The sequence below is a fragment of the Solibaculum intestinale genome (assembly GCF_040096205.1).
Taxonomy (GTDB): Bacteria; Bacillota; Clostridia; order Oscillospirales; family Acutalibacteraceae; genus Solibaculum_A; species Solibaculum_A intestinale.
The window spans coordinates 1-23,907 of the sequence record NZ_JBBMFD010000018.1; the positions used below are offsets into that span (position 1 = coordinate 1).

Annotated in this window: 27 protein-coding genes and 2 tRNA genes; 11 read left to right on the forward strand and 18 right to left on the reverse strand. The window is 53.1% G+C overall.

The features are described from left to right. The first annotated feature begins 171 nt into the window (after nucleotides 1-171). Nucleotides 172-462 carry a hypothetical protein gene (locus tag WMO26_RS09800; RefSeq protein ID WP_349220011.1) on the forward strand — a complete coding sequence of 97 codons (291 nt, stop codon included), beginning with the start codon at nucleotides 172-174 and terminating at the stop codon, nucleotides 460-462. Nucleotides 463-632: 170 nt separating this feature from the next. Here WMO26_RS09800 and WMO26_RS09805 read toward each other — a convergent pair. Both WMO26_RS09805 and nth read right to left on the reverse strand, forming a co-directional pair. Further along, nucleotides 633-717 (reverse strand) — tRNA-Leu (locus tag WMO26_RS09805). Nucleotides 718-757: 40 nt separating this feature from the next. Beyond that, nucleotides 758-1,426, reverse strand: coding sequence for an endonuclease III (nth, locus tag WMO26_RS09810; RefSeq protein ID WP_349220013.1), 669 nt, complete (start codon nucleotides 1,424-1,426; stop codon nucleotides 758-760). 189 nt (nucleotides 1,427-1,615) lie between these two features. Between nth and thyX the strand changes: the two genes are divergently transcribed. From thyX to WMO26_RS09855, 9 genes are all read left to right on the forward strand, one after another. After that, nucleotides 1,616-2,404, forward strand: coding sequence for an FAD-dependent thymidylate synthase (gene thyX, locus WMO26_RS09815; protein ID WP_349220015.1), 789 nt, complete (start codon nucleotides 1,616-1,618; stop codon nucleotides 2,402-2,404). After that, entirely contained in the window at nucleotides 2,401-3,075 is a 675-nt protein-coding gene (locus WMO26_RS09820; protein WP_349220016.1) for a dTMP kinase, read from the forward strand. Before thyX ends, WMO26_RS09820 begins: the two co-directional genes overlap by 4 nt. Nucleotides 3,076-3,082: 7 nt before the next feature. Beyond that, nucleotides 3,083-3,988 carry a DUF2156 domain-containing protein gene (locus WMO26_RS09825; protein WP_349220018.1) on the forward strand — a complete coding sequence of 302 codons (906 nt, stop codon included), beginning with the start codon at nucleotides 3,083-3,085 and terminating at the stop codon, nucleotides 3,986-3,988. Next, nucleotides 3,985-4,848 (forward strand): GNAT family N-acetyltransferase, encoded by an 864-nt coding sequence (locus WMO26_RS09830; protein WP_349220020.1) that lies wholly within the window; start codon nucleotides 3,985-3,987, stop codon nucleotides 4,846-4,848. The genes WMO26_RS09825 and WMO26_RS09830 overlap by 4 nt, the downstream gene beginning before the upstream one ends. 35 nt (nucleotides 4,849-4,883) lie before the next feature. Further along, entirely contained in the window at nucleotides 4,884-5,423 is a 540-nt protein-coding gene (locus WMO26_RS09835) for a DJ-1 family glyoxalase III (protein ID WP_349220022.1), read from the forward strand. Continuing rightward, a complete protein-coding gene (locus tag WMO26_RS09840; RefSeq protein WP_349220024.1) occupies nucleotides 5,414-6,010 on the forward strand; it encodes a 5-formyltetrahydrofolate cyclo-ligase in 597 nt (198 codons plus the stop codon). Before WMO26_RS09835 ends, WMO26_RS09840 begins: the two co-directional genes overlap by 10 nt. Nucleotides 6,011-6,343: 333 nt before the next feature. Continuing rightward, nucleotides 6,344-7,657 carry an endolytic transglycosylase MltG gene (gene mltG, locus WMO26_RS09845; protein WP_349220025.1) on the forward strand — a complete coding sequence of 438 codons (1,314 nt, stop codon included), beginning with the start codon at nucleotides 6,344-6,346 and terminating at the stop codon, nucleotides 7,655-7,657. Beyond that, nucleotides 7,647-8,891, forward strand: coding sequence for a peptidase U32 family protein (locus tag WMO26_RS09850; protein WP_349220027.1), 1,245 nt, complete (start codon nucleotides 7,647-7,649; stop codon nucleotides 8,889-8,891). Before mltG ends, WMO26_RS09850 begins: the two co-directional genes overlap by 11 nt. A gap of 205 nt (nucleotides 8,892-9,096) precedes the next feature. Next, a complete protein-coding gene (locus WMO26_RS09855; RefSeq protein ID WP_349220029.1) occupies nucleotides 9,097-9,552 on the forward strand; it encodes a hypothetical protein in 456 nt (151 codons plus the stop codon). 381 nt (nucleotides 9,553-9,933) lie between these two features. Here the strand turns inward: WMO26_RS09855 and thpR are convergent, their stop codons facing one another. The 4 genes from thpR to WMO26_RS09875 all read right to left on the reverse strand — a co-directional run bounded on the left by thpR (nucleotide 9,934) and on the right by WMO26_RS09875 (nucleotide 12,756). Beyond that, nucleotides 9,934-10,479: an RNA 2',3'-cyclic phosphodiesterase gene (thpR, locus tag WMO26_RS09860; RefSeq protein ID WP_349220031.1), complete on the reverse strand. Its 546-nt coding sequence runs from the start codon at nucleotides 10,477-10,479 to the stop codon at nucleotides 9,934-9,936. Between the two features lie 17 nt (nucleotides 10,480-10,496). Next, entirely contained in the window at nucleotides 10,497-11,549 is a 1,053-nt protein-coding gene (locus WMO26_RS09865) for an alcohol dehydrogenase (RefSeq protein WP_349220033.1), read from the reverse strand. Then, nucleotides 11,546-11,803, reverse strand: a complete 258-nt coding sequence (locus WMO26_RS09870; RefSeq protein WP_349220035.1) for a helix-hairpin-helix domain-containing protein — start codon at nucleotides 11,801-11,803, stop codon at nucleotides 11,546-11,548. Before WMO26_RS09870 ends, WMO26_RS09865 begins: the two co-directional genes overlap by 4 nt. Nucleotides 11,804-11,895: 92 nt before the next feature. Then, nucleotides 11,896-12,756 (reverse strand): YwqG family protein, encoded by an 861-nt coding sequence (locus WMO26_RS09875; RefSeq protein WP_349220036.1) that lies wholly within the window; start codon nucleotides 12,754-12,756, stop codon nucleotides 11,896-11,898. A gap of 600 nt (nucleotides 12,757-13,356) precedes the next feature. On the opposite strand from WMO26_RS09875, the gene WMO26_RS09880 reads away from it, so the two are divergent. After that, nucleotides 13,357-13,433: transfer RNA gene (locus WMO26_RS09880), tRNA-Met, on the forward strand. Between the two features lie 229 nt (nucleotides 13,434-13,662). Here the strand turns inward: WMO26_RS09880 and WMO26_RS09885 are convergent. The 12 genes from WMO26_RS09885 to WMO26_RS09940 form a co-directional block, all read right to left on the reverse strand. Further along, complete coding sequence (locus WMO26_RS09885) at nucleotides 13,663-14,892, reverse strand: tyrosine-type recombinase/integrase (protein WP_349220038.1); 1,230 nt, start codon at nucleotides 14,890-14,892, stop codon at nucleotides 13,663-13,665. Between the two features lie 145 nt (nucleotides 14,893-15,037). Then, nucleotides 15,038-15,307, reverse strand: a complete 270-nt coding sequence (locus WMO26_RS09890) for a hypothetical protein (RefSeq protein WP_349220040.1) — start codon at nucleotides 15,305-15,307, stop codon at nucleotides 15,038-15,040. Between the two features lie 381 nt (nucleotides 15,308-15,688). After that, nucleotides 15,689-15,988: a hypothetical protein gene (locus WMO26_RS09895; protein WP_349220041.1), complete on the reverse strand. Its 300-nt coding sequence runs from the start codon at nucleotides 15,986-15,988 to the stop codon at nucleotides 15,689-15,691. Next, on the reverse strand, nucleotides 15,972-16,544 hold the full coding sequence (locus WMO26_RS09900; RefSeq protein ID WP_349220043.1) for a sigma-70 family RNA polymerase sigma factor: 573 nt from the start codon (nucleotides 16,542-16,544) through the stop codon (nucleotides 15,972-15,974). Before WMO26_RS09900 ends, WMO26_RS09895 begins: the two co-directional genes overlap by 17 nt. Nucleotides 16,545-16,808: 264 nt before the next feature. Then, nucleotides 16,809-17,771 carry a DUF6744 family protein gene (locus tag WMO26_RS09905; RefSeq protein WP_349220045.1) on the reverse strand — a complete coding sequence of 321 codons (963 nt, stop codon included), beginning with the start codon at nucleotides 17,769-17,771 and terminating at the stop codon, nucleotides 16,809-16,811. Between the two features lie 14 nt (nucleotides 17,772-17,785). Then, nucleotides 17,786-18,334 carry a hypothetical protein gene (locus WMO26_RS09910; protein WP_349220047.1) on the reverse strand — a complete coding sequence of 183 codons (549 nt, stop codon included), beginning with the start codon at nucleotides 18,332-18,334 and terminating at the stop codon, nucleotides 17,786-17,788. A gap of 26 nt (nucleotides 18,335-18,360) precedes the next feature. Next, nucleotides 18,361-18,897 carry a DUF4313 domain-containing protein gene (locus WMO26_RS09915; RefSeq protein WP_349220049.1) on the reverse strand — a complete coding sequence of 179 codons (537 nt, stop codon included), beginning with the start codon at nucleotides 18,895-18,897 and terminating at the stop codon, nucleotides 18,361-18,363. A gap of 19 nt (nucleotides 18,898-18,916) precedes the next feature. Then, nucleotides 18,917-20,047 carry a DUF3854 domain-containing protein gene (locus tag WMO26_RS09920; RefSeq protein ID WP_349220050.1) on the reverse strand — a complete coding sequence of 377 codons (1,131 nt, stop codon included), beginning with the start codon at nucleotides 20,045-20,047 and terminating at the stop codon, nucleotides 18,917-18,919. 4 nt (nucleotides 20,048-20,051) lie between these two features. Continuing rightward, on the reverse strand, nucleotides 20,052-21,848 hold the full coding sequence (locus WMO26_RS09925; protein WP_349220052.1) for an AAA family ATPase: 1,797 nt from the start codon (nucleotides 21,846-21,848) through the stop codon (nucleotides 20,052-20,054). 81 nt (nucleotides 21,849-21,929) lie between these two features. Further along, nucleotides 21,930-22,664 (reverse strand): Rad52/Rad22 family DNA repair protein, encoded by a 735-nt coding sequence (locus tag WMO26_RS09930; RefSeq protein ID WP_349220054.1) that lies wholly within the window; start codon nucleotides 22,662-22,664, stop codon nucleotides 21,930-21,932. Beyond that, entirely contained in the window at nucleotides 22,661-23,335 is a 675-nt protein-coding gene (locus WMO26_RS09935; protein WP_349220056.1) for a hypothetical protein, read from the reverse strand. Before WMO26_RS09935 ends, WMO26_RS09930 begins: the two co-directional genes overlap by 4 nt. 5 nt (nucleotides 23,336-23,340) lie before the next feature. Beyond that, on the reverse strand, nucleotides 23,341-23,904 hold the full coding sequence (locus WMO26_RS09940; RefSeq protein WP_349220057.1) for a hypothetical protein: 564 nt from the start codon (nucleotides 23,902-23,904) through the stop codon (nucleotides 23,341-23,343). Nucleotides 23,905-23,907: the final 3 nt, after the last annotated feature.

Sequence of the window (23,907 nt, forward strand, 5' to 3'; positions counted from 1 at the left end):
CGGATACGTTCCGGCTCGGAGGACACGGCCGGGGGAGCTGAGGACGACGGGACGGCAGACGATGGCGGGGCCTGGCTGCTCGGCGCGGCGCTCGATGGGCTGCCCTGGGATACCGGCGGCGTGGAGATCGGCGCCTGGTGGGAGGCGCTGCCTTGAGAGGACGCGTCGGGCGTGTCCGGCTCCGATGCGCTCGACTCCGGTAAGTCGGAGCTGTCAAGGGCAGAGGAGTCGGGCAAGCTTGACGCATTCGGCAGGGACACGGCGGGCGGCAGCGACGGCAGGCTTGCGGTGGATGTAGGGATGGACGCCGCGTCGCTTTGCTCGCTATCATTTTGGCCGCCTGGTACCATTGCAATTATGATTATCAGCGCCGCAAATGCAACCAAAAAACCAAGAGATAGTAAAATAGTCTTTTTACTTATTTTTTTCTTTTTATCCATGTTTACACCCCGCGAAAAATGATAAATCAATATTATCATCATCCACGGCGCAGCAGACAAAGTAAATAATGGTAATTAGGCGCTTGCAGACATACAAAACGGGATAACGACCAAATAACGACCAAATCAGGAAAAGACAAAAAACAGCACCCCGGAAAACCTTGATTTTGCAAGGCTTTCCGGGGTGCTATCTGGTGCGAGAGACGGGACTTGAACCCGTACGCCATAAGACACACGCCCCTCAAACGTGCCTGTCTGCCAGTTCCAGCACTCTCGCGGGTCAACAGACGTTATTATAGCGTAATCCCCAACCGTTGTCAACCGGTTTTTTTCGTTTTATTCCGCGCGGTTACGACCGGTTTTCCGAAGGATTTACACACCTCTTTGAGCACGCAGACCTCGCAGTTCGGATGGCGCGCGTCACAGACCGCCCGTCCGTGGAGCACAAGCCTGTGGCAAAACCGGGTGGATTCTTCCGGCGGCAAAAGGGCGCGCAGTTCCTTTTCCACCTTGGCTGGGTCCTTGGTGTCGCAAAGGCCGATGCGGTTGGACAGACGAATGCAGTGGGTATCTGCGATGACCGCTGGTTTCCCGAACACCTCGCCCACCACCAAATTGGCGGTTTTCCGGCCCACGCCCGGAAGCTTTACGAGTTCTTCCACCGTATCGGGAATCACGCCGCCGTATTCGCTTTGCAGCTTCTGGCACATCGCCACGATATCCCTGGCCTTGGTCTTGTAAAGACCGCAGGGATGCACGATTTCCTCCACTTCGGAAAGATCCGCGTTTGCGAAGGCCTCCAGGGTAGGATACTTGGTAAAGAGCACCGGTGTGACTAGGTTGACCCTGGCGTCGGTACATTGGGCGGACAGACGGGTGGCAATCAGAAGCTCCAAGGGATTCTTTACGGTAAGGGAACACAGCGCGTCGGGATATTCCTGCTTAAGCAGATCCACCGCCGCCAAAGCCCGTTGCTTTTTTGTCATTGACGATCACCTCACCCGCATTTTAGCACGCTTTTTTCCCAAAAGGAAGAGGAAAATCACAAAATGGAGGAAATTAGTATAACTTGCTGAAAAGTGATTCAGGTGTTGCCCTGCCTGGCGCAATTTGCTATAATAAACAGACATTCGATTTTCCTATGACGCGCGAGGCTACGCGCAGGAGGTCCTTCTATGCCCCAGGTAAAACCAAAGGTCACCCTGATTTCCCATACTCCTGACCCGGAACGCACGGTGGCGGCGGCCGCTCGCCTTTGCTACTCGCCCGCCCATCTCGACCAAGTGTTTGACGATATGACGCCTGAAAAGGCCGCCGGGTTTGTGGACATGCTCTCGGAAATCGGGCATCAGTCCCCCATTGAGCACGCTTCCTTTACCTTCGGCATCGAAGGCGTGTCCCGTGCGCTGCTCACCCAGATCACCCGCCACCGCATCGCTTCCTTCAGCGTGCAGAGCCAGCGGTATGTGGTGGAGGACGGGTTTGACTATGTGATCCCTCCCGAAATTGAGAAGGAGGAGCGGGCCAAGGCGCTTTTCATCGAGGCGATGGGCCGTGCCCAGGAGGCTTACAGCACGCTGCAAAAGCAGCTGGCACACGTGCACGAGGCGGCGCTGATTGCCGAAGGAGCCGATCCGAAAAAAGCAAGAGCCGCCGCTCAGAAAAAGGCGGCGGAGGACGCGCGCTTTGTCTTACCCAACGCCTGTGACACCAAGATGGTGGTGACCATGAACGCCAGAAGCCTCTATAACTTCTTTTCCCTGCGCTGCTGCAACCGGGCCCAGTGGGAAATCCGGGAGGTAGCCGGGCAGATGCTGGCGCTTACGCGCAAAGTGGCGCCTCATCTTTTTGCAAAAGCCGGGCCGCCCTGCGTGGCGGGTCCCTGCACGGAAGGCAAAATGACCTGCGGCAAGGCGGAAGAAGTGCGCAAACGGTTTTCGGCATTGGGAGGCGACGCGACATGAGAGGGCTGCTGGTGCTGGAAGGCCTGGACGGCAGTGGAAAATCCACCCAATTTGCATGTTTGCTCGAACGGCTTCGTTCGGAGGGGTATACTAGCAAAGGAATTTCCTTTCCCGACTATAAGGAGGAATCGTCGGCGCTGGTGCGCATGTATTTGGACGGGGAATTTGGTTCGGATGCGGACAGCGTCAACGCTTACGCAGCCTCCAGCTTTTATGCAGTGGACCGGTACGCCAGCTTTAAAAGGCACTGGCAGGCGGATTACGAGGCAGGAACGCTGATTGTCGCCGCCCGGTATGTCACCTCCAACGCTATCTATCAGATGGCGAAGCTCCCAAAAGAAGAATGGGAAGAGTATCTTTCCTGGCTTTTTGATTATGAATACAATCGCCTAGGGCTCCCCCGGCCGGATTGCGTGGTGTTTCTGGACATGCCGCCGCAGGTTTCCCAGAAGCTGCTTTTAAAGCGCTACGGCGGCGATGAAAGCCGCAAGGACGTCCACGAGCGGGACGAAGCCTACCTGCTGCGCTGCAGAGAGGCGGCGCTGTTCGCGGCCAACGCGCTTTCCTGGACGGTGATCTCCTGCGCCCAGGAAGAGGGACCAAGACCGGTGGCGCAGATTCATGAAGATATCTTTCAAGTATTTCGCGAACGATTGGAATCGAGGGAATAATACATTGATGCAACAAGTATTGCTGGATTTTAAAGAACCGACCATTTCCGACCGGGACTGGGTGACCGAACTCACGTCTTATGCAAACTTCAACAATTCCGAGTACAGCTTCGGCAGCACCTACATGTGGCGCCGGTACATTAATAAACGGATCACCCGGTATAAGGACTTTTTTCTGGCCAGGGCCTGCCTGCGGCAATGCGCCTATCTCTTCCCAGCAGGAAAGGGAGACGTGCGGGAGGCCATCGAGCTATTGCGGGCGGACGCGGAGGAAAACGACCAGCCTTTGCGGTTTTATTCGGTAACGCCCGAAATCCGCCGTCAGCTGGACGAATTGTATCCGGGCCAGTTTGAATACGAGGACTGCCGGTACGCCTACGACTACGTGTACGAAAGCAGCGACCTGATTTCTCTTTCCGGGCGCAAGTACCACGGCAAACGCAACCACATCTCCCGGTTCGACCAGGATAATCCCAATTGGACCTATGAGGACATCGACCATCACAACCTGTGTGACTGCTGGGATATGTTTGAGGAATGGCTGCAGGAGGACAAAAACGGGTCTTCCAGCTACGACGACGAGATGCTTGCCCTGCGGGACACCTTGGATTATTTTGACGAGCTGGGAATGCAGGGCGGCCTTCTGCGGGTGGGCGGCAAGGTGATTGCCTTCACCATCGGCGAACCGCTGACCGACGACTGCTTTGATCTGCATTTTGAAAAAGCCTTTTCCGCCATCCAGGGAGCGTATCCCAAAATCAACCAGGTGTTCGCCCAAAAGCGCCTGTCCGGGTACCGGTACATCAACCGGGAGGAGGACATGGGCATCGAAGGGCTCAGACGGGCAAAGCTTTCCTACCAGCCAGCCTTTTTGGTGGAAAAATCTTATGCTGTGTGGAAGGACGAGGAATGAGAACGCGGATTGACAAGGAGAACGCTCCCAAGCTGCAAGCGCTGTGGGAGCAGGTCTTTGGGGACAAGGCGGAAGCAATCGCCTTGTTTTTGAATGGCTGCAAGGCTTTGGCGGACGTTTACGTCTATGAGCAAGGCGGTGAGATCGCGTCGGCCCTTTACGTGCTGCCCGCTTCTATGGCCCTTGGCGGGACGTGGACCCATGCTGGATACATCTATGCGGCGGCCACCCTGCCCCAGGCTCGGGGGCAGGGAATCATGTCCCGCCTGTTAAAAGAAGCGGCCGACGGGGCTGCCAAGGACGGGATTTCTTTTCTGACGCTTCGCCCGGCAAACCCGCCTTTATTTGACTATTACGCGAAACACGGGTATGATACCATATATAAAGCAGCTTCCCACGTCTTTTCCAAGGAAGGTCTCGAGGCGATTTCCGTCCCGGGCGGCAAGACGGCAAAGGCAACACCGGCCTTTGTAAGCGGGGCGCTCAAAGACGCGTTTGCAGGCAGACCCGGCTCCCTTTTGTGGGAAGCGGATATGCTCTCCTACCAGCTTGCCATCCACGCCTATTACGGCGGCAAGGCGGTGGCGGCGGATACCCCCGCCGGGAAAACAGCGGCCCTTTATTTCGAGGAGCAGGACCAGATTACCTGTCTCGACCCCATTGCAAACAGAGAAAGCTTTCCTTATCTGTGCGAGGTTCTGGGGCGGGAAACGGGAGGCAAACCAATCCAGATGCGCCTGCCGGTGGGTCTTTTGTACGGAGAAACGCAAACAGACCTGGAGCCGGTGGGAATGGCTTGTCCCATCACCGGGTCGCTTTCGCAGATGAAGGATGCGTTTTTGCCCCTGACCATGGAATAAACAGGCATTTGTGTGTGACAAACGGAGGTTTCGAAATGGTATATGTATTTTTAGCCAACGGGTTTGAGGAAATGGAAGCCATCGCTCCCATTGATTTGCTGCGCCGAGCCGGCGTGGACGTGACCACGGTGGGCGTAGGCGCCACGGCGGTGCGGGGTTCCCACGGCATTGTACTGGCGGCGGACACGCTGGATTCGTCGGCTATGCCCGACGACCTGGAGGCGGTGGTGCTTCCGGGCGGGATGCCGGGTACGCTGAACCTGGAACATTCCCCGGTGGTACAGAAATTCATTGACCATGCGGTGGAAAAAGGCGCGATTGTGGCGGCAATCTGCGCGGCACCCTCCATTCTTGGACACAAGGGCCTGTTAAAGGGCAGAAAAGCCGTTTGCTATGAAGGATTTGAAGGGGAACTGGAAGGCGCCAGCGTGGGATCTGAACCGGTGGCGGTGGACGGGCCGTTCATCACTTCAAGAGGTGCAGGAACGGCGACTCAGTTTGCGCTTGCCTTGCTTGCAGCGCTGAGGGGAGAAGGGGCCGCAGACAAGGTGCGCGGTTCCATTCTGTGCCCGTAACCGATATCCGGGTGTTCAAGACGGAGCTTCGCCGCCGGTTTCGGGAGCTTCGCACGGGCATGCCGGAGGACGAGAAAAAAAGCAGGGACGCCCGCATCCGAAAGCGGGTGCAGGCGCTTTATCAGTATAAGCGGGAGAAGGTCCTCCTTCTTTATATTTCCACTGCCATTGAGGTGGACACCATCGGCATCCTAAAGGAAGCCCTGGCCGCAGGCAAACGGGTGGCGGCTCCCAGGTGCGTGCCGGGGACGAGAGAGATGGATTTTTACTTTATCCGTTCCTTGTCCGATTTGGAGCCGGGCACCTTCGGCGTGCTCGAGCCGATTGTGGACCGGTGTGAGAAAATGACCGATTTTTCCCGGGGCCTTTGCATTGTGCCGGGGCTTGGGTTTGACCATACCGGCTTTCGCCTAGGCTATGGGAAAGGCTACTACGACCGGTTTCTTTCCCGTTTTCAGGGAACCACGGTGGGCATCTGCTACCGCAGCTGCGTGCAGCGGCGGCTGCCCCACGGCCGGTACGACAAATGGGTGGACATTCTTGTAACCGAGGATTACACTAGGCGCACCCACGTGCATGTGCAATAAGGAAAGAGGGCGCTTCCCTTCAGGGAAACACCCCTTGTCCGTTTTCTTTATGTTACCCGCGTCAGCAGCCGCAACCGCAGCACAGCAGCAGGAGCAACACAATCCAAATCCAACAGCAATTGTTGGCTCCACCGTTGCAGCACATACTTGTCACCTCACTTTTGCTCCCCTGTTTTACAACCGGGGACTCTATTTCAGTATACGCATTTCCTTTTCGAGAAGTGACGGCTCTATCCGCGCGCCGAAAGCCGGCGGGCGTTTTCGATAAAGCAGGCCTTTCATGAAACCTATTTGGCGGCGCCGACCGACCCCGCCACAACAGGAGGTACGTACATGAACGAAAATCCGAACTATCCTGCAGACGACAAGGATATCCCCGTCGATCTGCCCAAGGATCCCGAGATCCCCGCCGAGCCGCTCTTTGAGCCGATGGACAATCCGCCGGAATTCAAGGTAAACATAAAAGAGGACTCCGGTGATGATATGACCGACCTGTTCGAGCTGGCGAGCGAGGATGACGAGGGGGAGACACCCGACGTGAATACGGCAAACGGTCCGGTAAAAAAGAAGCTCGACGGCAATAAAAAGAAAAAAGAGAACCGACTGCTGTACGGCGGCTGCGCCAAATCGCTGATTTATGCGGTGGTTATCATCGGCGTTTCCCTGCTTCTTTCCTTTGTGCTCCTTTTGGGAATCAACGATATGGTGGGTCTGGTAAAGCCCAACGCCGAGGTGACCGTCACCATTCCGGAAGGAGCCACCACCGACCAGGTGGTGCAGATCATCAAGGACAGCGGCGCGGTCAGCCAGCCGCTCTTTTTCAAGCTGTACATGAGTTTGACGAAATCCACGGAGAAAATCGAGCCGGGCGAGTACACCATCAACACCAACTACGACTATATGCGCATTATTTCCAGCCTGAAGGGGGCCGGGGCCACCTATGAAACGGTGGAACTGAATTTCCCTGAAGGCTTTACCCTGGAACAGATTGTGGACCGGCTGGTGGAAAACGGCGTCAACACCCGGGAAGCATTGATGAATTCGCTGCAGAATACCGAATTTGAATACGACTTGGTCAAGGATATCCCCACCGACGATCCGGACCGGCTGACCAAGCTGGAAGGCTACCTTTTCCCGGACACGTATGAGTTCTACAAGGGAGAAGCGCCCGACAGCGTCATCGGCAAGTTCCTGGCCAACACCGAAAAGAAAATCACGGCGGAAATGCGTGAGCAGGCAAAGGCGTCTGGCATGACCGTGGATGAGCTTCTCACTCTCGCGTCGGTCATTCAGGAGGAATCGGGCGAATACGAGCAGATGCTCAAAATTTCTTCCGTCTTCCACAACCGGCTTAACAGCCGGGAATTCCCCCGTCTGGAGTCCGACCCCACCACCGAATACGCCCAGGCCCACAATGCCCCCGCCTACGACACCTATCAGGTGGCGGGCCTGATGCCCGGTCCCATCTGTAATCCCGGCATTGAGGCTATTCTGGCGGCTCTGTCGCCGGACAATACCAATTACCTCTTCTTTGTCACCGACCTGAAAGGCAATTACTATTACGCCACCACCTATAACGCCCATCTGAAAAATATACAGACGGCGGAAGCTGTCGACAATGAGGTTAAGGCATCCAGTGGACAATAACAACGTATTCCATCGAACCCCATGCGGCGGGGCAGAGCTTCTCTGCCCCGCCGGAGACGTTTCGCGCCTGAAAGCCAGCGTGGACTTCGGCGCGGACGCGGTGTACCTGGCGGGACAGGAATTCGGCATGCGCACTTCGTCGAAGAACTTTGCTGAAGAGCTTCCTGAAGCGGTGGCCTACGCCCATGAACGCAGCGTCAAGGTTTATCTTACCTGCAACACCCTGCCGCGAAATGAAGAGCTTCCCCGTTTGCCCGACGCCCTGCGTTTCGCCGCCCAAAGCGGTGTGGATGCGTTTATTATCAGCGACGTAGGAATTCTCGCCCTGGCAAAGCGGGTGGCGCCCCAGGTGGCCCTCCATGTTTCCACCCAGGCGGGGGTGGTCAACTATTTGACCGCCCGGGCTTTTTACGAGCTGGGTGCGTCCAGGGTGGTGCTGGCGAGAGAGCTTTCCTTGACGGAAATCCAGGAGATCCGGGCGAATACCCCTCGGGAGCTGGAGCTGGAAGCCTTCGTACACGGGGCCATGTGCATGTCGGTATCCGGGCGGTGCCTCTTGTCCAACTATCTGACCGGCCGGGACGCCAACCGGGGGGACTGCGCCCAGCCCTGCCGCTGGCGCTACGCGCTGATGGAGGAAAAGCGGCCGGGGCAGTACTTCCCGGTGGAGGAACAAGGAAACGGCTCTTATATCCTCAACGCCCGGGATCTTTGCCTGATCGACCATCTGCCCGCCCTGTCAAAGGCGGGTGTCACCAGCTTTAAGATCGAGGGCCGGGCCAAATCCGCTTATTACGCGGCTGTCACCGCCTATGCCTACCGGCAGGCCATTGATTTTTATGCCGCCCATCCTAACGGCGAGCCGCTGCCCGACTGGATTCGGCAAGAGGTACATAAGGTCAGCCACCGGGAATATAGCACCGGGTTTCTTTTCGGTACGCCCGGGCAGGAGCTGGAAACCGGCGGCTATGTGCGGGACTATGAGGTGATTGCCGTGGCGATAGGCTGGGAGAAAGGCCGGGTGCTGCTCGAACAGCGCAACCGGTTCTTTGAAGGGGATGAGGCGGATTGCCTTAGCCCTTTAGAGCGCCCCTATCTGCTGCAGCTTACCGACCTGCGGGACTTGGACGGCAACCCAGTAGAAGCGGCGCCTCATCCGAAAATGCGCCTGTCGGCTGCCTGCGAGCGCCCGGTGGCCGCAGGAACCCTGCTTCGCAAACGAACAAAAGGATAGAAAAAGGGACGGCGTATCGCGCCGTCCCTTTTCTGTTCCGGCGAAGCTGTAAGCCAGCCGGACAAAGATGGAATACAACAAGATTTCATTGCATAGGGTTATAGCAGAGGCCTTGTCTTTAGAGAAATCCAATTGACTTTGCCGATGGGCAGGCCTATACTTAAACCAGAACCTTAAACCAAATTCTAGAGGGGGTAATTGCAGCATGCGAAAAGGAAAGTTCAACATTGTCCTGTCGTTTTACGCGGTCGTCGCCTTTGTGCTGGCGATTCTGGGTCAGGTGCTGCTGTGCGGCCTGCTGCTGGGCTTCGTGATTGCGGCGGAGCGAGACGAATGGGCGGTCAGGCAATGTATGCAGGCGTTTTTCCTGTCCATCGTCAGCGGGATCGCCGGCGTGATACAGAGCGTCATGAGCGTGTTCAACATCGTCCCGGTGCTCAATTGGCTGACCAGCGGCATTACCAGCTTTGTCGTGGGCGTGATCTACCTAGTGGTTCTGATCTTTGCGATCATCGGTTTGGTGCATGTATGCAAGGGTCAGGATGCGAGAATCCCGTGGCTGACGACGCTGGCAGGCAAAGCCTACGGCGTCATGGCTCAACATATGGGAAATCCGGGCGGCCCCGCAGGGCCTTCCGGTCCCACCGGTCCGGCGGCATAGCCGTTTCAAAAGCCCTTCGCTTGCCTTTATGGCGGCGAAGGGCTTTTATCTGGGAAGCATAACAATGGAAGGGCCGACAGCGTATTGGAAATATGGCTGCGTCACCAAGGGGTGTAGCTTCGTCTTGTTTTCAGGGTTGCCGCGTGCAGGGTAAAGCAGGAATCGGTTTTATACGATGAAAGCGGCTGTGGATCAACAAGTCTCCGTATTGCCCTCTTCAGCGAATCCGAAGACGGTCTTGCAGGCAGTTCCCGCATGCGTGCGGACAGCGCTTGCAAGGCGCCTTCGGATTTTTTCCGCTGCGAGCGGTTTCCTCGAGACACTTCTATCTAACGGTAAGATTTAAGGAGCGGATGGAGACGAATCCAGGAACAGTATCTCTTAGGTCGCTTCGCCGTCCTTTAACTTTGTCCGGTATAAGCACTTATATAAAAGCCGTCCGTTCACCCGCAGCGACTGCATCAAGCTGACCGCTTTTACCTCCATAGCCGCCGTGGAAATGGATGCGGCGAAAGCTTCTCCATCAAAACCAGGCTGCATTCTCACCTGCCGTCCCAACGTCAGGTGGGGCCGGTATTCTCTCGCTTCTAGAAGAAAGCCCCGTGTCCGCAGGGCGGCGCATAAAGACGCATAGAGAGCAGCCAGAGCCGGGCTTTTTTCCACCCCGCACCACCATATGTCTCCGCCCTCCCGGCGAAATGTCCCCGCCCCTGACAGAATCAGGCAAAAGGAATTGCCCGCTGCTTCCTCCATGGCAGTCTTTACCGCGTCGAGCCGGGTTTGTTCTCCCAAAAATACCAGCGTCAGGTGCAGGTTTTCCCTTCGGGTAAAGTTCCCGCTGCGGGCGTTCGCCCGCAAGGTATCCACAGCAGCGCAAAGCTGGTTTTTCACCGCGTCGCTCAGTTCAATGGCCAGAAACAGCCGCATGACGTTTCCCTTCCTTCTTACAGCTCATAGGGAGTGACCGCCCACTTCAGGCACCCTTCTTCCCGTGCTTCGAACACCCGGTATCCTTCCAGAATCTCGTTGAGCGGACCCTTGTGGGTGATGAGAAAACCGGTGCGCAGCCGTCCGGCCGCCAGCAGATCCAGGAGCCGGGCACAATGGACTGCATCCACCCCGCCGGTCTTAAATATCAGATTTTTCCCATACATACGGGGCAGCGGCAGCCGCTGTTCCTTTTCGTACATGGCCACCAGCGCCACCACCGCATTGGGCCGCGCAATCCGCCAGGCGAGCTCAAAGGTGTTTGTCCCGCCCGCCGCTTCAATAACCCCGTCCGCCCCCCGGCCTCCCGTCAGGGAACGCACCAGGTCTTCGGCGTTTTCTTTTTGAGGATTGCAGATAACCTGGGCAAAACCTTCCTTTTTCGCCACGGCGAGTCTGCTTTCGTCCATGTCCAGCGCGATCACCTGTCCAGCTCCGAATAGCCTCGCGCATTGCATGGCGCAAAGTCCCACCGGCCCCGCGCCGATGACCGCCACCGTGTCACCCGGGGTAATTGCGCAGAGCTGGGCTCCAAAATAACCGCTGGAAAGAATGTCCCCTACAAAGAGGGCATCCTCGTCGGACACCGTGTCCGGGATTTTCGTCAGCCCCTGCTTTGCAAAGGGAACCCGGACATATTCCGCCTGGCAGCCGTCGATTCGGCAGCCCAGCTCCCAGCCGCCTTTCTCGCAGTTGTTGATAAAGCCCTGCCTGCAAAACCAGCAGTCTCCGCAGAACGTGATGCAATTGGCGGCCACCCGGTCGCCGGGCTTCAGTCCGCCCGCCGCCTCCCCGGCAGCCGCCACAATTCCCACAAATTCATGGCCCAGCACGATTCCAGGCTTCGCCCGGGGCACCGCGCCGTGTACAATATGCAGATCGCTGGTGCAGATGGTGGACAACGTCACCTTCACAACGGCGTCCTCCGGCGCGAAAAGCCTGGGAACCGGCCGGTCGGTCAGGGCAAGGGAGCCGTCCTCCCGCCATACCAGCGCTTTCATAGTCTTCATTGCTCTTTCTCCTTCCAGTACCACCATTTGAGTTTCTGGGGATCGGGATACTCGGTCTGGGCAAAATAAACGCACAGCCGGTAGACATAAAGAACACACCGGTCCAGCTCGACGCCTCTTTGCAGGCAGCTGCGGTCGTACATCTCCTGAGGATCCTGCCCTTTTAAGGAGGCGACGTTGCGGTATCCCAGTTCCAGAAGAAACCGCTCCATGGCGGGGCCTACGCCGGGAATCCGCTGCAAATCGCTTTTCATCCGTTTCCCTTCCTTTCCTGTTCCACCGCAATGCCTCTGGAAAAGCGCCGCCTAGCTTAAATGAGACGGCATCCACCCGTACGGCTACAAAGTCAATAACACTGGGAAATCATCCAAACCCGGTCAAAGGCACGGGCCTTCAAATCCGCTTCCCGGATATAAAAGTAAAGCCGGCCGCAATCGCCGAACATCAATTCAAAAGCATCCGCTTCGCTTTCCACTGTGTCCAGCTGCAACAGCAGCCGCCACTGCTTGCTTTCCTTTGCAAACCGAACCCGGTCTTCTTCCGGGAGACTCACTCTTCCGCCGCAGTAGACGCCGTTGGTCACCCGTTCGCATTCCTCCCGCATCTCGTTTTGAATAACGTCGGCAAACCCCAAAAGCTTGGTAACCGTATCGGGCAAGTCGGGCAGGTTAAGCGCAGCCTGGCGCTCCACCTCGTAATTGTCCAGTTCCTCTTCTGTGAGAACGCCCTCGGGGCAGTCGGACAGAAATTCCTCACAGGAGGGCAGGTCCCAGCGGGACGAAAATCGTATGCGAAGTTCGGGAAACCGGAAATCAGGCGCCAAATCTGCAGGAAACTCAGTAGACGCCAGTTCTTCTTTAGGCCCGTCGTAATAATACACCCTCGCGCTTCCCGCGTCTGCCGGGTCAAATCCCCACGTCTGCGTTTCCATTTCATAGAAAAAATAGAGGATGCCCTTGTCTGGCAGACACCCGTCTGCATCCAGCAAATGGAGTTCCTCGCAGTTGATTTGCAGGAGGAAAGCCAGAGGGCGGCTTTTCGTCACATCGTGAAAATCTTTTCCTTCATAATAGTACCAATCAAAATCCGCCGGAAGGTCTGGTTTTCCCCCAAATTTGGAAGCACCTTTGCAGAGCGTTGCATCTTTGGAAAAGGTGCATTCCAGCGTATTTTGATACAGAGAAGAAAGCAGCTCGCTGAGCTTCATGGTTCAACCACCTTCCAATCCAGATTTTACAGGATAATCGTCCACGATTTTCCCTATCCTATGCTTGCATTATATGGGGACGCACAAACCCTGTCAAGAGAGCGACAGGCCATACCAAACAAGTTTCCTAATTTTTGGATGATATTCACTAAAAATAAGAAATCGCCTTACCCTTACAGAATACGAGGATTTCCTCAATGGGACCAAATGAAGTGTATCTCCGCGGAAACGCAAAAAGAAAGCAAACTGCCATGGCGGTAAGAAACGGAGCTTTCTGCGGAAGGCTCAAAAGCCGCATAACCGGTTGGGACAGAAGAATCCACGCTCTTAAACATCGCGTTTTTGTAATTGATTTCAAAAAATATATACATATTTTTTTCTATAACACATCTATATTTGTATCTATCTCTAAACCTGAAATTACCTATTGCATTTGAAGAAAAAGTGCTCTATAATAATAAAACACTCGATTGAGTAAATAGAGATAGCGCGGAGTGGAGCAGTCCGGTAGCTCGTCGGGCTCATAACCCGAGGATCTATCCTCTCGACGCTTTCTCTGTTTGATATTTTTCCTTTCTCAACTTGCAAAATTCCATATGTCGCGGAGTGGAGCAGTCTGGTAGCTCGTCGGGCTCATAACCCGAAGGTCGTTGGTTCAAATCCAGCCTCCGCAACCACAGAGGCCCATGAAACCTAGGTTTCATGGGCTTTTTCCTTTTGTTCCCTGGTATGGTTCCCAGTTATTCCCTGCCCTTCTCTTCCTTCCCCTCCCTGCAAGTTTTCTCTTTCATCCTTCGTTTTCCTCCTTTCTGTTTCCTTTCGTTCCTGTTTTGTACCGCTGCATATACCGCTACGAAAAAAAATCCTTCTTTTTTCTCACCATCTTTCTCTCTTTTCCTGGTTTTCTTATCCGGTAAAATCCCTGCCTCTTTCACCGGACATCCGGTTGAATTTCCTCGCCATCTCCTGCTTCTTCTTATCCTCCGAATGGACGTACATATTCAGCGTGGTCGAAGCTTTGGCATGTCCCAGGGCTTCCGACACCGTTTTTAATCCCACGTCGTCCAGTTCCAAGGCGCGAGTCGCAAACGTGTGGCGCAGGGCATGGAAGTTGATGTGGCTCAGCCCCGCATAGTTTAAAACATGTTCAAACAAATCCTGATAGGTCCTCGGTTCCACGGGATAACCTTGTGGGGTGAGCACCGCATACCCTTGCGGGTTGGAGATGCCCATCTTCTGCTGATAGGCCCATACCCGTTTTACAGCTTCCCTGGCAATGTCCGGCAGATAAGCCATCCGCCTTCCTTTGGCCGTCTTGGGAGGCCCGGCATACAGGGCGCTTTTTGCGTTATCCAAATACGGTTTTTCCACCATCTCGTAGCCGCTGCCTTCTTTCACAAGCTCCCTTGCGATCCGGCTAAGGCTCCGTTTGATCTTCACCCACTCAAAATCCCTGCCGAAGTCGCTCCACTTGAACCCTACTAGTTCCCCGATCCGGGGGCCTGCATAAAGGTCTAGGACAATAAATCCCGCATTTGGGTCTGGGTAGGTAAAGCACGCTTCTTCCAGCCTTTCCTGTTCCTCTTCCCCCAGGATTTTGATCTCCGGAGGGATCACCTTGGGCGTATGGATCGCCAGCATGGGGTTGTTGGGGATCAGCTTGAGCGGATACACGGCATAGTTGAGAGCCCCGCGCATCATGACCTTCATGTTGTGTAACGTCTTGGGCGAGAGCCCGCCAGGCTTCCCGTCCAGCCGTCCGCTTACCGCTTTATGGTTGAAGAACTCCTGGAAATCAATGAGGGTAGCCCGTTTCATGGGAAGGCTCCCCAAACGGCTGGTCATGATATGCCCCTCGATGTAGCCTAAATAGCTCAGCTTGGTCAAGGGGCGCACCTGGCATACATCTTCCAGCCAGTAATACAGATAGGAAGCCACCGGCATGGTGCTGCCGTCCACATAGGTTTTGCGATAGATGGAAGCAAGGATTTCATTGAGCTCCATCCGGACTGTTTCATAGTCCGGGCCGTAGATGCTTTTACGGTGGCCGTCGTAATAATACTGGCCTTCCCAGCGCACGGTTCCTTTGTCTTCCCGCCTGCGGATGTATCCGGTTCCTTGTTGCTTCTTTGCCATGGTTGCACAATCCTTTCTTAACCGGTCCAATCAAGGGCTATCCGGATCAGGATTGGAAGCCGATATGTACTTGTCAAGGTACGCTTGAAGATTTCTATCTGCTTCCAGTGTAACGTTTCTTTGTGATTTGTCAAATTTTACGCACCTACTTTTGATAAAAACAGTTGGAAAAATACCAGTCTAAAAACAACGGGCGGGGGACTAAAAATTTGGTAACGCCGATGTTTACCCGCGGGAATCCCGGCGACCGGGTAATCTTGTAAACGGTGGATTCGCAAAGCCCTAAAAATTTGACGATGTCCGACACCAGGAGGTTATATGGGAGGGCGTCGATGCGCTCCTTCATATCCGAGTCGGAACAGATGATTTTTTTGATTTCATCCACTGGGACGAAATCATCGCGGCCTGGCTGCATAAACGATCACCTCGAAATAAAGTGGCGGAAGGGGATTCTTTCGGACCCATCCCCAGAGGGTTCGCAAACGTGGGACGACAAGGGCGCCACTTTGTGCAACCGTTGCACAAAGTAACCCATCCCCATCAAAGCAAATCGCCAATTTGCTTTGGCCGCAAAAAAGGCGGCGCTGCCAAGCGAAACAGCAAGTCTCATCATCCCGGCGTCCTGGCGGTTTCCTTCCGTCGTCAAGGGAAGGATCTTTTCGCAAAAAAGCGCCGCTCAGCCGGATGGTTCCGTTTGCGAGTACCATGACGCCTTTTCCAGAAAGACGTATTTGTCAAGGTGCAGGTGGTATATCAATCATGCGCTGTGGTTCACAAAAGAACCTGGGTACATGAACTATGACTTATCCAGGACAATGATAACCGGTACCCGGTCCCTACATTCCTCCGATAGTTTGATCCGGAGGACATGGATGGCGTGAAGGGTTGAGAGTTCAATCTCCTGGACAAGATCATCGAAATCTTCTACGGTTGTTTCTTGATCCGCAGAAAAAGGCGCTGACGCCGCTTTTTTAATATATGGCTCGTAGTATTCTAAAAGCCTTTGGACGTATGCATCGTCGTTTAGGGCGTCTAATATGATGTCGGCAGGTGGGATTTGTACTTCTGGATCAAATGGGTCATATGTCTTGCTCATAGTTCCATCTCCTTTTTATGGACTGAATCGCCTTTTGCTTATGTTTTTTGACCATTCTTAGACTAATCCCGAGCCTTTGCGCGATTTTATTCAATGGGATCGACAGTACAACATTTCCAATCAAAACCTCCTTTTGAAGATAGGTTAGCTGGTTCAAGGCAGAAAGAAGCGTAGGGGAATATACCGGTATTCGAAAGCCTCCCGCCTCTACAAATCCACTGACACAATCAAATGTCTGCTCATAGGAAAGAATGGTGTCGATTTCATCCAGCGTGACAAAACGCAGCCCATACTTGCTGGCTTTCTTTTGATAGCGATAGTAGTCTCTGACGCGGTTGTTGATAACTCTTTTTAGATACCGATCAATATAGTGCCGCCTTTCTAAAGTAAGATCTTCTAATGAAAATCGAAAACTCATGGAAAAGCCCCCTTTTTGCCCATCCATTACAAGACAACGGAAAAGGCAAAAAAGGGGGACCTCTAACGCCAGGAAAATAGAATAAATTTGCCAAAAATAAGAAAAAAGAGCAGAAAACACAGAGGTTGTGTTTGCCACAGCCTCTCTGTTCCCTGCTCTTGTCGCGAAATGCACCGATGCTCTTACTGATTACATATTCGCATCACAACCCACTCCACAGTTTTGTTAGTGTGAATATTTTTCACATTTATCCTAAATCAAGTGCATATACAAGTCAATCACCTACAAAACGAATTCCCCTTGCGGTACCCAACTGTGGCTTCAAGCACAAGAAAAGCCGGCGCCTTAAAGACGCCGGCTTCTAATTTATGGCCTTTGGAACTTCCCTTTTTCAAGGGGTCGTCATGCCGCTTTTAATTTTGTTTGCATGCTTCTCAGCTTTAATTCTTGGGATTGCATTTGTAGAAACGCATAGTCGTCATCCAAGGCATCCAACTGGCGGCGAAGCACTTCCTCATAGCTCTGCTTTTTCTGTTGCAAAGCCGCGATGCGCTCCTGCCAACGGTCCATGGTTGCTTGAGAGGTCCCTCCCTTGTCGAGGAACTGCTGGATTTTCTCTTGGTACGCTTCCACATCCCTCCGGAAATTGGCGTAGAATTCTTCGGCCATCTTCTCCCGTTGCCCTTCGTCATCGGCCACATACATGCTGTTACAGGTGACCAAGCTCTCATTTAAGTTTGCACTCTTTACGACAGACAAATAATCCTCCAAGATAGACAATTGAGGCAGAAAGGGCCTCGGGATGAAATAGAGATTACCGTGGATACTGATTTTGACCGCTTGCATCCGGTCCAATTGGTCCTTGATGATGCTGTCCACATGATCGGAGGTGTAGCAGCTACGAAACCGGTCAAACAACGTCAAAGCTTTTTCACAATAGCTTTGTACATCCACATCCGGGTCATGCTGAAGATTGTCGTAATACATTTCTTCCCGTTCCCGGACAAACAGGATGTTTGCCAGTTTTGCATAGGAATTGGTTTTGGAGTTAAGGGTTTCCTTCACCAGCTCCCGGCAGATGACCGCTGCATCCTCCTGCTTGTTTTCCCTGCAATAGATTTTGTAAATGTGTGTACCGGCAGCATCGCGGAATGTAACGCGGTCTTTCAGAGCCGACGTGGCGCATCGGTATGCTCCGGACAAGGAATCCTTGGTCGGCTTCACCTTGGGAAATCCAAAATCTTGCCCAATGGCAATTAAGCGATCCCTCCTCACCAACAGGTTTGCAATGGAATAGTAGAACATTTTTCCAATAATCCCCGTCGAGTTTTCCGGCACAGCCATAAGGTTTTCCATTCTCATCATAAATCTTCGCCCTTTCAGTTGTTAATTTCCTCGTTGAAAGCATACTGCATTAGATCTTTGAGTTTAAATTGATAGAGCCGGCACCCAACTTTTATTACGTTGGTGTCTACAGCCAATCCATAGGATACAAGCAAATCCATACTTCTACCGTCGGGAACGAAGCCATAGCCTTCGGGTAGAGACACATCACAACTCGTTGTAATGTCTCCACAGGTGAAAAGCGCCCCATCTATTAGCTCAAGTTCCTCTATAATAAGATTGCGGTGCTTATCCCTGCGCAAACCTAAAAAATACGAATGCTTGCTCAATCCATCGTCGTAGTCGAGGGTGGAGACAATCCTCGTCTTTTTCGTGTCGAGAGAGGCAAAAGGCTTCCAGTCATATTCTACAAAGCTCTCCCAAAAGGACGGACTAACATAAGCGATCCACAGTTCCTTTTTTCCGCCTTCTAGTTCCTTTGTATAAATTCTTCCGAATTTTTCTTCATGGCAACTAAGCCACATGCCCTCTTTGATTTCTTTGCCGTTTCGATCCAGAAATTCCGTCTTGCTATATTTCGTCATCTCTGTTATCCTCATCTTCCTCGTCCTCACAGTATCCGTCTGGACTCTTCCGTTGACGGCTCTTCATTGATGGTATACTCGCGTATTTTAGGTAAGTTCAATTTGTAGAGAGGATAGGAAACAAAACCGCTTGTCAAGAATTCGCCGGTAGGTTCCATGAAATCGTTGGCTGTCAACCATTGAATGATACTTTCGCCACAATTGTTGATATCAATATAGGCAAATCCCTCTGGAACACTTTCCAGATTCACCGTTATAGTCTGCCACAAATCAATAATATTGTCTGTAAACATGTAGAGTTTGAGGCAAAGACCACCGCCAAATCTGTAGCGCTGTTCTTCAAAAGCACACGCGACAGGCGATATTGTTTTAAAACTCTTTATCTGAGTCAAGTCTAAGGCGTGGAGTGATGGATAGTCCTCGTCGTATTCGATGAAACGGACACCAAAGTCATCTGCATCCACCTCTGTTTCGCTTTGGTATACCCTACCTACTTTTTTACCGTCAAAAACGACCCACATACCTGCTTTGATTTCCTTGCCGTTTTTGTCAAAATACTTCATATCAATTCCCCTTTCGTCGTTATGCAGCAAGATGTTGTTGTTTAAGCTTTTGGAACAATAAAAAGTCGTCGATGCCTTTTTGCTCGAAAGGCCAGTGGAAGGTCTCATATTCATCGCAGAGGGGAAGGCAGATGGTCTGTATCCTTGCTTGCGCTTTTCTCACATGGGGGTTGGACCGCACATCCATGTCGATGCACTCCACAATTTTTTTCGGATGCAACTGCCTGACAATATCGGCTAAGAACCGGGTGTTTTGGACGCCGGTCAACCCTAGAAACAGTGCTCCATCCGAAAGATAGCTGGCTACATCAGCCTTCATACCTCCTTCGGTTAGATGGATCGTATCGGAGGAAGTGTCCCCTGCCACATGGATATACCCGTGAATGCCCGTACCGTTTTGGTAATAGTCCCCTCCAGAGGAAAACCACCGGAACCGGTCGCCTTTCTTCACAGCAAAAGAACCGTCGGGCAACTGTATTTTCTTTGGCGGCGGGTCATCCAAGCGCACTTGAAGCCCCTGAATCCGATTGTGCATGTCACAGATGGGAATGAGGATGCCGCTTTTGCGGCCGGCCATGTCCCATTGTCCATGTTCCGTATAGAACCCAGGGACGCCGGTAAGGTCGAATACAGAGGCGAGCCTCCGGACCACCTCTTTGCGAAACCCCGTATGGGTCGGTACGCTCCGGTAAAGGTTTCCGTCGATGATTTCATTGGACAACCCTCGTAGAAGCAAGTTTTCACGATGTTTCTTTTCCAAGGATAAAAGGTGCAGAAGCGCCAGATAGATTTGGCTGCGTTCGTGCAGGTCGCGGATGCGCTCCTGCTTCCTGACATTCTCTCGGTAGGGAAATGTACTGGTGTGGACAAAAGGCTCTCGCAGCAATGCGTAATACGCTTCTTTCGTGGACATCCGTCTTCCATAGGGATTAAAATCGGCAAAGAGGGTGACTGCGTTTCCGCCTGTCCCACAATTGTGGCAAAAGTAAGTGGGATTCTCCGGATCGTGACACAGGTACATACGGTACTTGTAATCGTTGCAGTAGGGGCAGCGCGCCTGCACCTCTATGTTTTGCAGGGTGCTTTGCTTGATGTCCAAGCCGCATAGCACCGCCGTCTCCACTACATCGATGGATGTATATCCCGCCATACACTCAACCTGCTTTCGCCAGAGGCTGCGATTGCGGCATCCGGTTTTTGCCCGTAATTTGCAAAGCCTGGCCTTTGACGCAGCGCAGCAATAGCGTTTGGGTGGGCACCATGACGCCGGAAAAGGCGTCGATGCTCTCTGCATTGTCCACACAGATGGGATAATCCAGACCCGTGATTCTCCGCACCATAGCGGCGATTTCCATGCCGGCAAGCGTCTTCTCCGAAAGCGATAAACAAGAATAATCCCGCCCGTTGTACTGGAACTTAAATACGCTTTTCAGCTCTCCCGTGGACCGGACCAACTCTACCAGCTTAATAGATACATGGGGCATTTGAAGAGGAGACAGCATCAGCTCCGATTGCTTGAGGATATACTCCTGAAGGGCAGACAGGACATTTCTCACTTGATCCAGCCTGCCGTTTTGTTCGGACTGCTGACCGATCAAGTTAAGCACGGCATTTTCATCCGTCATCTCTTCCAGCATCTGTATTTTTGCCTCAAGACTTTTTTTATCCGCCTCCAAAGCCGTAAGCTCCCGTACTTCCTCATCCGACAGGTTTCCGCCTCGAAGCTGCTCTTCTAAGAGGGCGATGGATTCCTGGAGCTGCGTCCGGCGTGCAACAGCCGGCCGGCGGCACCCTTCCAGCCTTTGGCTGAAAGAAGCAATCTTTTGTGCTTTCTCCTGTTCCCACTGCTGCTTCTCTTGCTCTAAACAGCTTTTTAGCCCTGCATATCGATCGGCAAGCTCGTTGCCTTCCTTCAAAATGCCGTCCAGTTCCCTTTGGAACCCTTTTTGCATGGCGGCCAGGTTTTCCTCCGTGACGACGGTCAAACAAACCGGGCAGCGCATGCCTGGTTTTAAACCGTTCATTTGAGATTGCCGGTGTCTATACCGGTCGCGCAACGCTTGAATTTGACCGGCCAGGCGAGACAACTCATAGGTGATCTTGGAGGAGAATTCCCGGTTCCGGATGGTGCTGAGCTCTTGTTGCAACTGGGAGGATTCCTCTTCGAAATCGGAGGTTTCCGCGTATTGCTTGCGCAGCATCTCCAGACGGATTTCCAAGTCCTCGCGATCCAGGCCGTCCCACTGTCTCGACTGTAGGACGTCTATTTTTTGTTCCACCGCCTGAAGCTCTTGCTTGAGCCGAACCGCTTTGTCGCGGTTCTTGCCCTGCGCCTCTTTGACGGATTCCAGACGTCCTTCCAATATGGCCAGCTGTCCTTCCACTTCCGCCATCTCGCTGCGGAAAGCGGACAGGGCTTCAAAAGGGGATTCCAAGCAAACCCCTTGCAAATGGACGCGGAAAGCTTCCGACATGGCCAGAAGGACTTCCCCGGAAGGGACCGGACGTAGACGCCGTAAGATGAGCTTGCGTCCATTTTCTCCCGTCATCTGCGCTAGATAGAAGGGATTAAACATGGACAAGAACTCTTCCTTGGTGCAAAACAGGTGGGATATATCCTGCTTTCGGGCCGGAAACCCGTCCAGCGTCAGATCGGTTTTTTCTCCCTGCCTAGACCGGACCAGGGTGTGTTCCACCCCATCTTGATCCAGAAAGCAACATTTCACCGAAACAACATCCGCCTTCTCCCGGATAATCTGGGTAATGTCCTGCTCTCCGCAGAAAGTCACGCCGAATAAGGCATAAGCGATGGCATGGGCGATTGTGGTCTTTCCTTCCCGATTTTGCCCACTGACCATCGTCAGGTCATACAGCTGGTACTGGGCGTCTTTGCAGTTGCGGACGTTATGTAATGCAATGGATGTCAGCCGTAGTGAGGTAATGGGCTTCATGTTTCATCGTCCTTTCCAGGAGAAATGAGCCGCCCAGGGGCGGGCAGCTCAAATCCCGTGATAAAATTTTCTTCTCGGCGGTTATGCCGCAACGCGGCAGGAAATGATGTTGTAATCCCCTGCAATGGCGTCATGCTTCGGCGTCACCTTTAAATCGGTGAGGAACTGCCCCACATCGACGCTTTGATTCACAAAGCCGTCCAAAGTACGGCCATCGGCAGCCTCCAGTTGGACATAGGTATGCACCCCGTTGGCCCCTTTGGACTTCCGGGCATTGACAACACGGTATCCCTTGTACGGCTGTTTTCCCGTATTGGATCGGGAGGTTGCTTTTGGCTTTGCCGGTTGCTTTTCGCCCAGGAACCGGGCATACGCCTCTTTTAGTTTGGCGTATGCACCCTTTTGGATCCGTTTTTTAGAATCGATATCGACCCATACGCCGGGGAACTCATACAAATATGTCCCCACGCCCCACATGGAAGCGGCGCGTTTGATGGCGTCGGAAATACCGCCCTTTACCGGCTCGACCTGCGTGCTTCCCGCACCGTTGGACTTTTTGATCCATTCCTGACGGTTCGGGTAATAGACCGAAATCTCACAGATATACGACGCCTCGGCATTGCCCAAGGTCACTTTCAATTCATTCTGCCAGTTTTCCCGACCCAACACTTGGTCTAAGCGTTTGCGGATGGCACGTTCATTCACAAAGGGCGCCGCCATTCCTCCGGTTTTCTCCCGGTTTGTGTTGGTGATCCTCCATCCCAATTCCTCGTATGGAAAAGGGGCCTCCAGCTGTTTCTCTTGTTGCTCGGTCATTGTGATCCCTCCAGATTCAAAAAATCCCCCAAGGTGGTGTTGGGCATCGGAACCAGGGTATGACTGTAATAGTAACCCCGGTCCTTATCCTTGAGATGTTCCAACAAATCCCGATGCCCTAGCCCCAGGCGGTTATGGGAAATCTGAAAATAGTCGTCGTTGTTGGGGAGCCTTAAAATATATTCGGGAATGCTGCCTAGGCTCTGAAGAGTGGGCATTAAGGGAAGGCGATTTCCCCCGATACATAGGCGGAACCCCTCGACGTTGGAAAAGGGGTACTGGTACATGGATGTTGTCTCGGTCAGCTTTCTTTCATCGTCTGCAACCCCCAAACGGATTTGGGAAATCCGGCCGCCGTTTTCCACTACAAACCCAAACACCAGCCTGGGAAGTGGGAAATGCTCGTATACCGTGTCCATGTAGGTGATATCGGTATAACCGATGTCACAGTCCATGACCACATACCGGTTTTCCTGCTCGACGGAGATGGAAACGGCAATGGCTCCCTTTGGCAAGGGCCCACTGGCGATCCGCCTTTGGGGAAAGGTGCTTGCCTGAATACATTCCACCAACGTTTTCGGGTGGATATACTTGGTTTTTGCAACCCCTTGGTAATACTCTTCCAACAAAAACGGGCCATTTTCTTGGATATGAAGAACCATTTGATCCATGACTGTTACACCTCATTTTGTCTGGTTTGTCCTTCCAGCTCATTTTGTGCAACGGTTGCACAAAGTTGTTCCAGCGTAAGGATCCGTTCCTGGAAGAAGTCCCGTATTTCAAACAGGGCTTTTGCGACATCCACCATGGACGCCGATCCATCGTAAATGAAAAGCTGCAAATACGGATACCCGTGCTCGTCGCGCTCTTCCCTAGACGCATGGAATTCCCACGAAACATTGCAACCGTTTGTAACAAAGCAATGGCGGACGTATTCTTCTGCCTCTCTCACGTAAGGATTGTCCTGAAACGGGAGGGAACGACCGGCCCCATAAGTCTCGCAAAGAGAGAAGTACCGGTCGAATTTGGAATCCCAAAAATCCCATTCTTCGGCTTCCAGTTCCTCCAGATAATCGCACAGGCCAAATTCAAAAATGGAATCCATTGTCTCCAGGATTTCGTCGTAAAGGAAGTCTTCACACAACTCTACGTCATCGCACATTCCGGTGTGGTCGTAAATGATCTTAAACAGGCGGAGCAGTTCCAGCTCACAGGATAAATCTTTTGGTTCTTGACACATTGC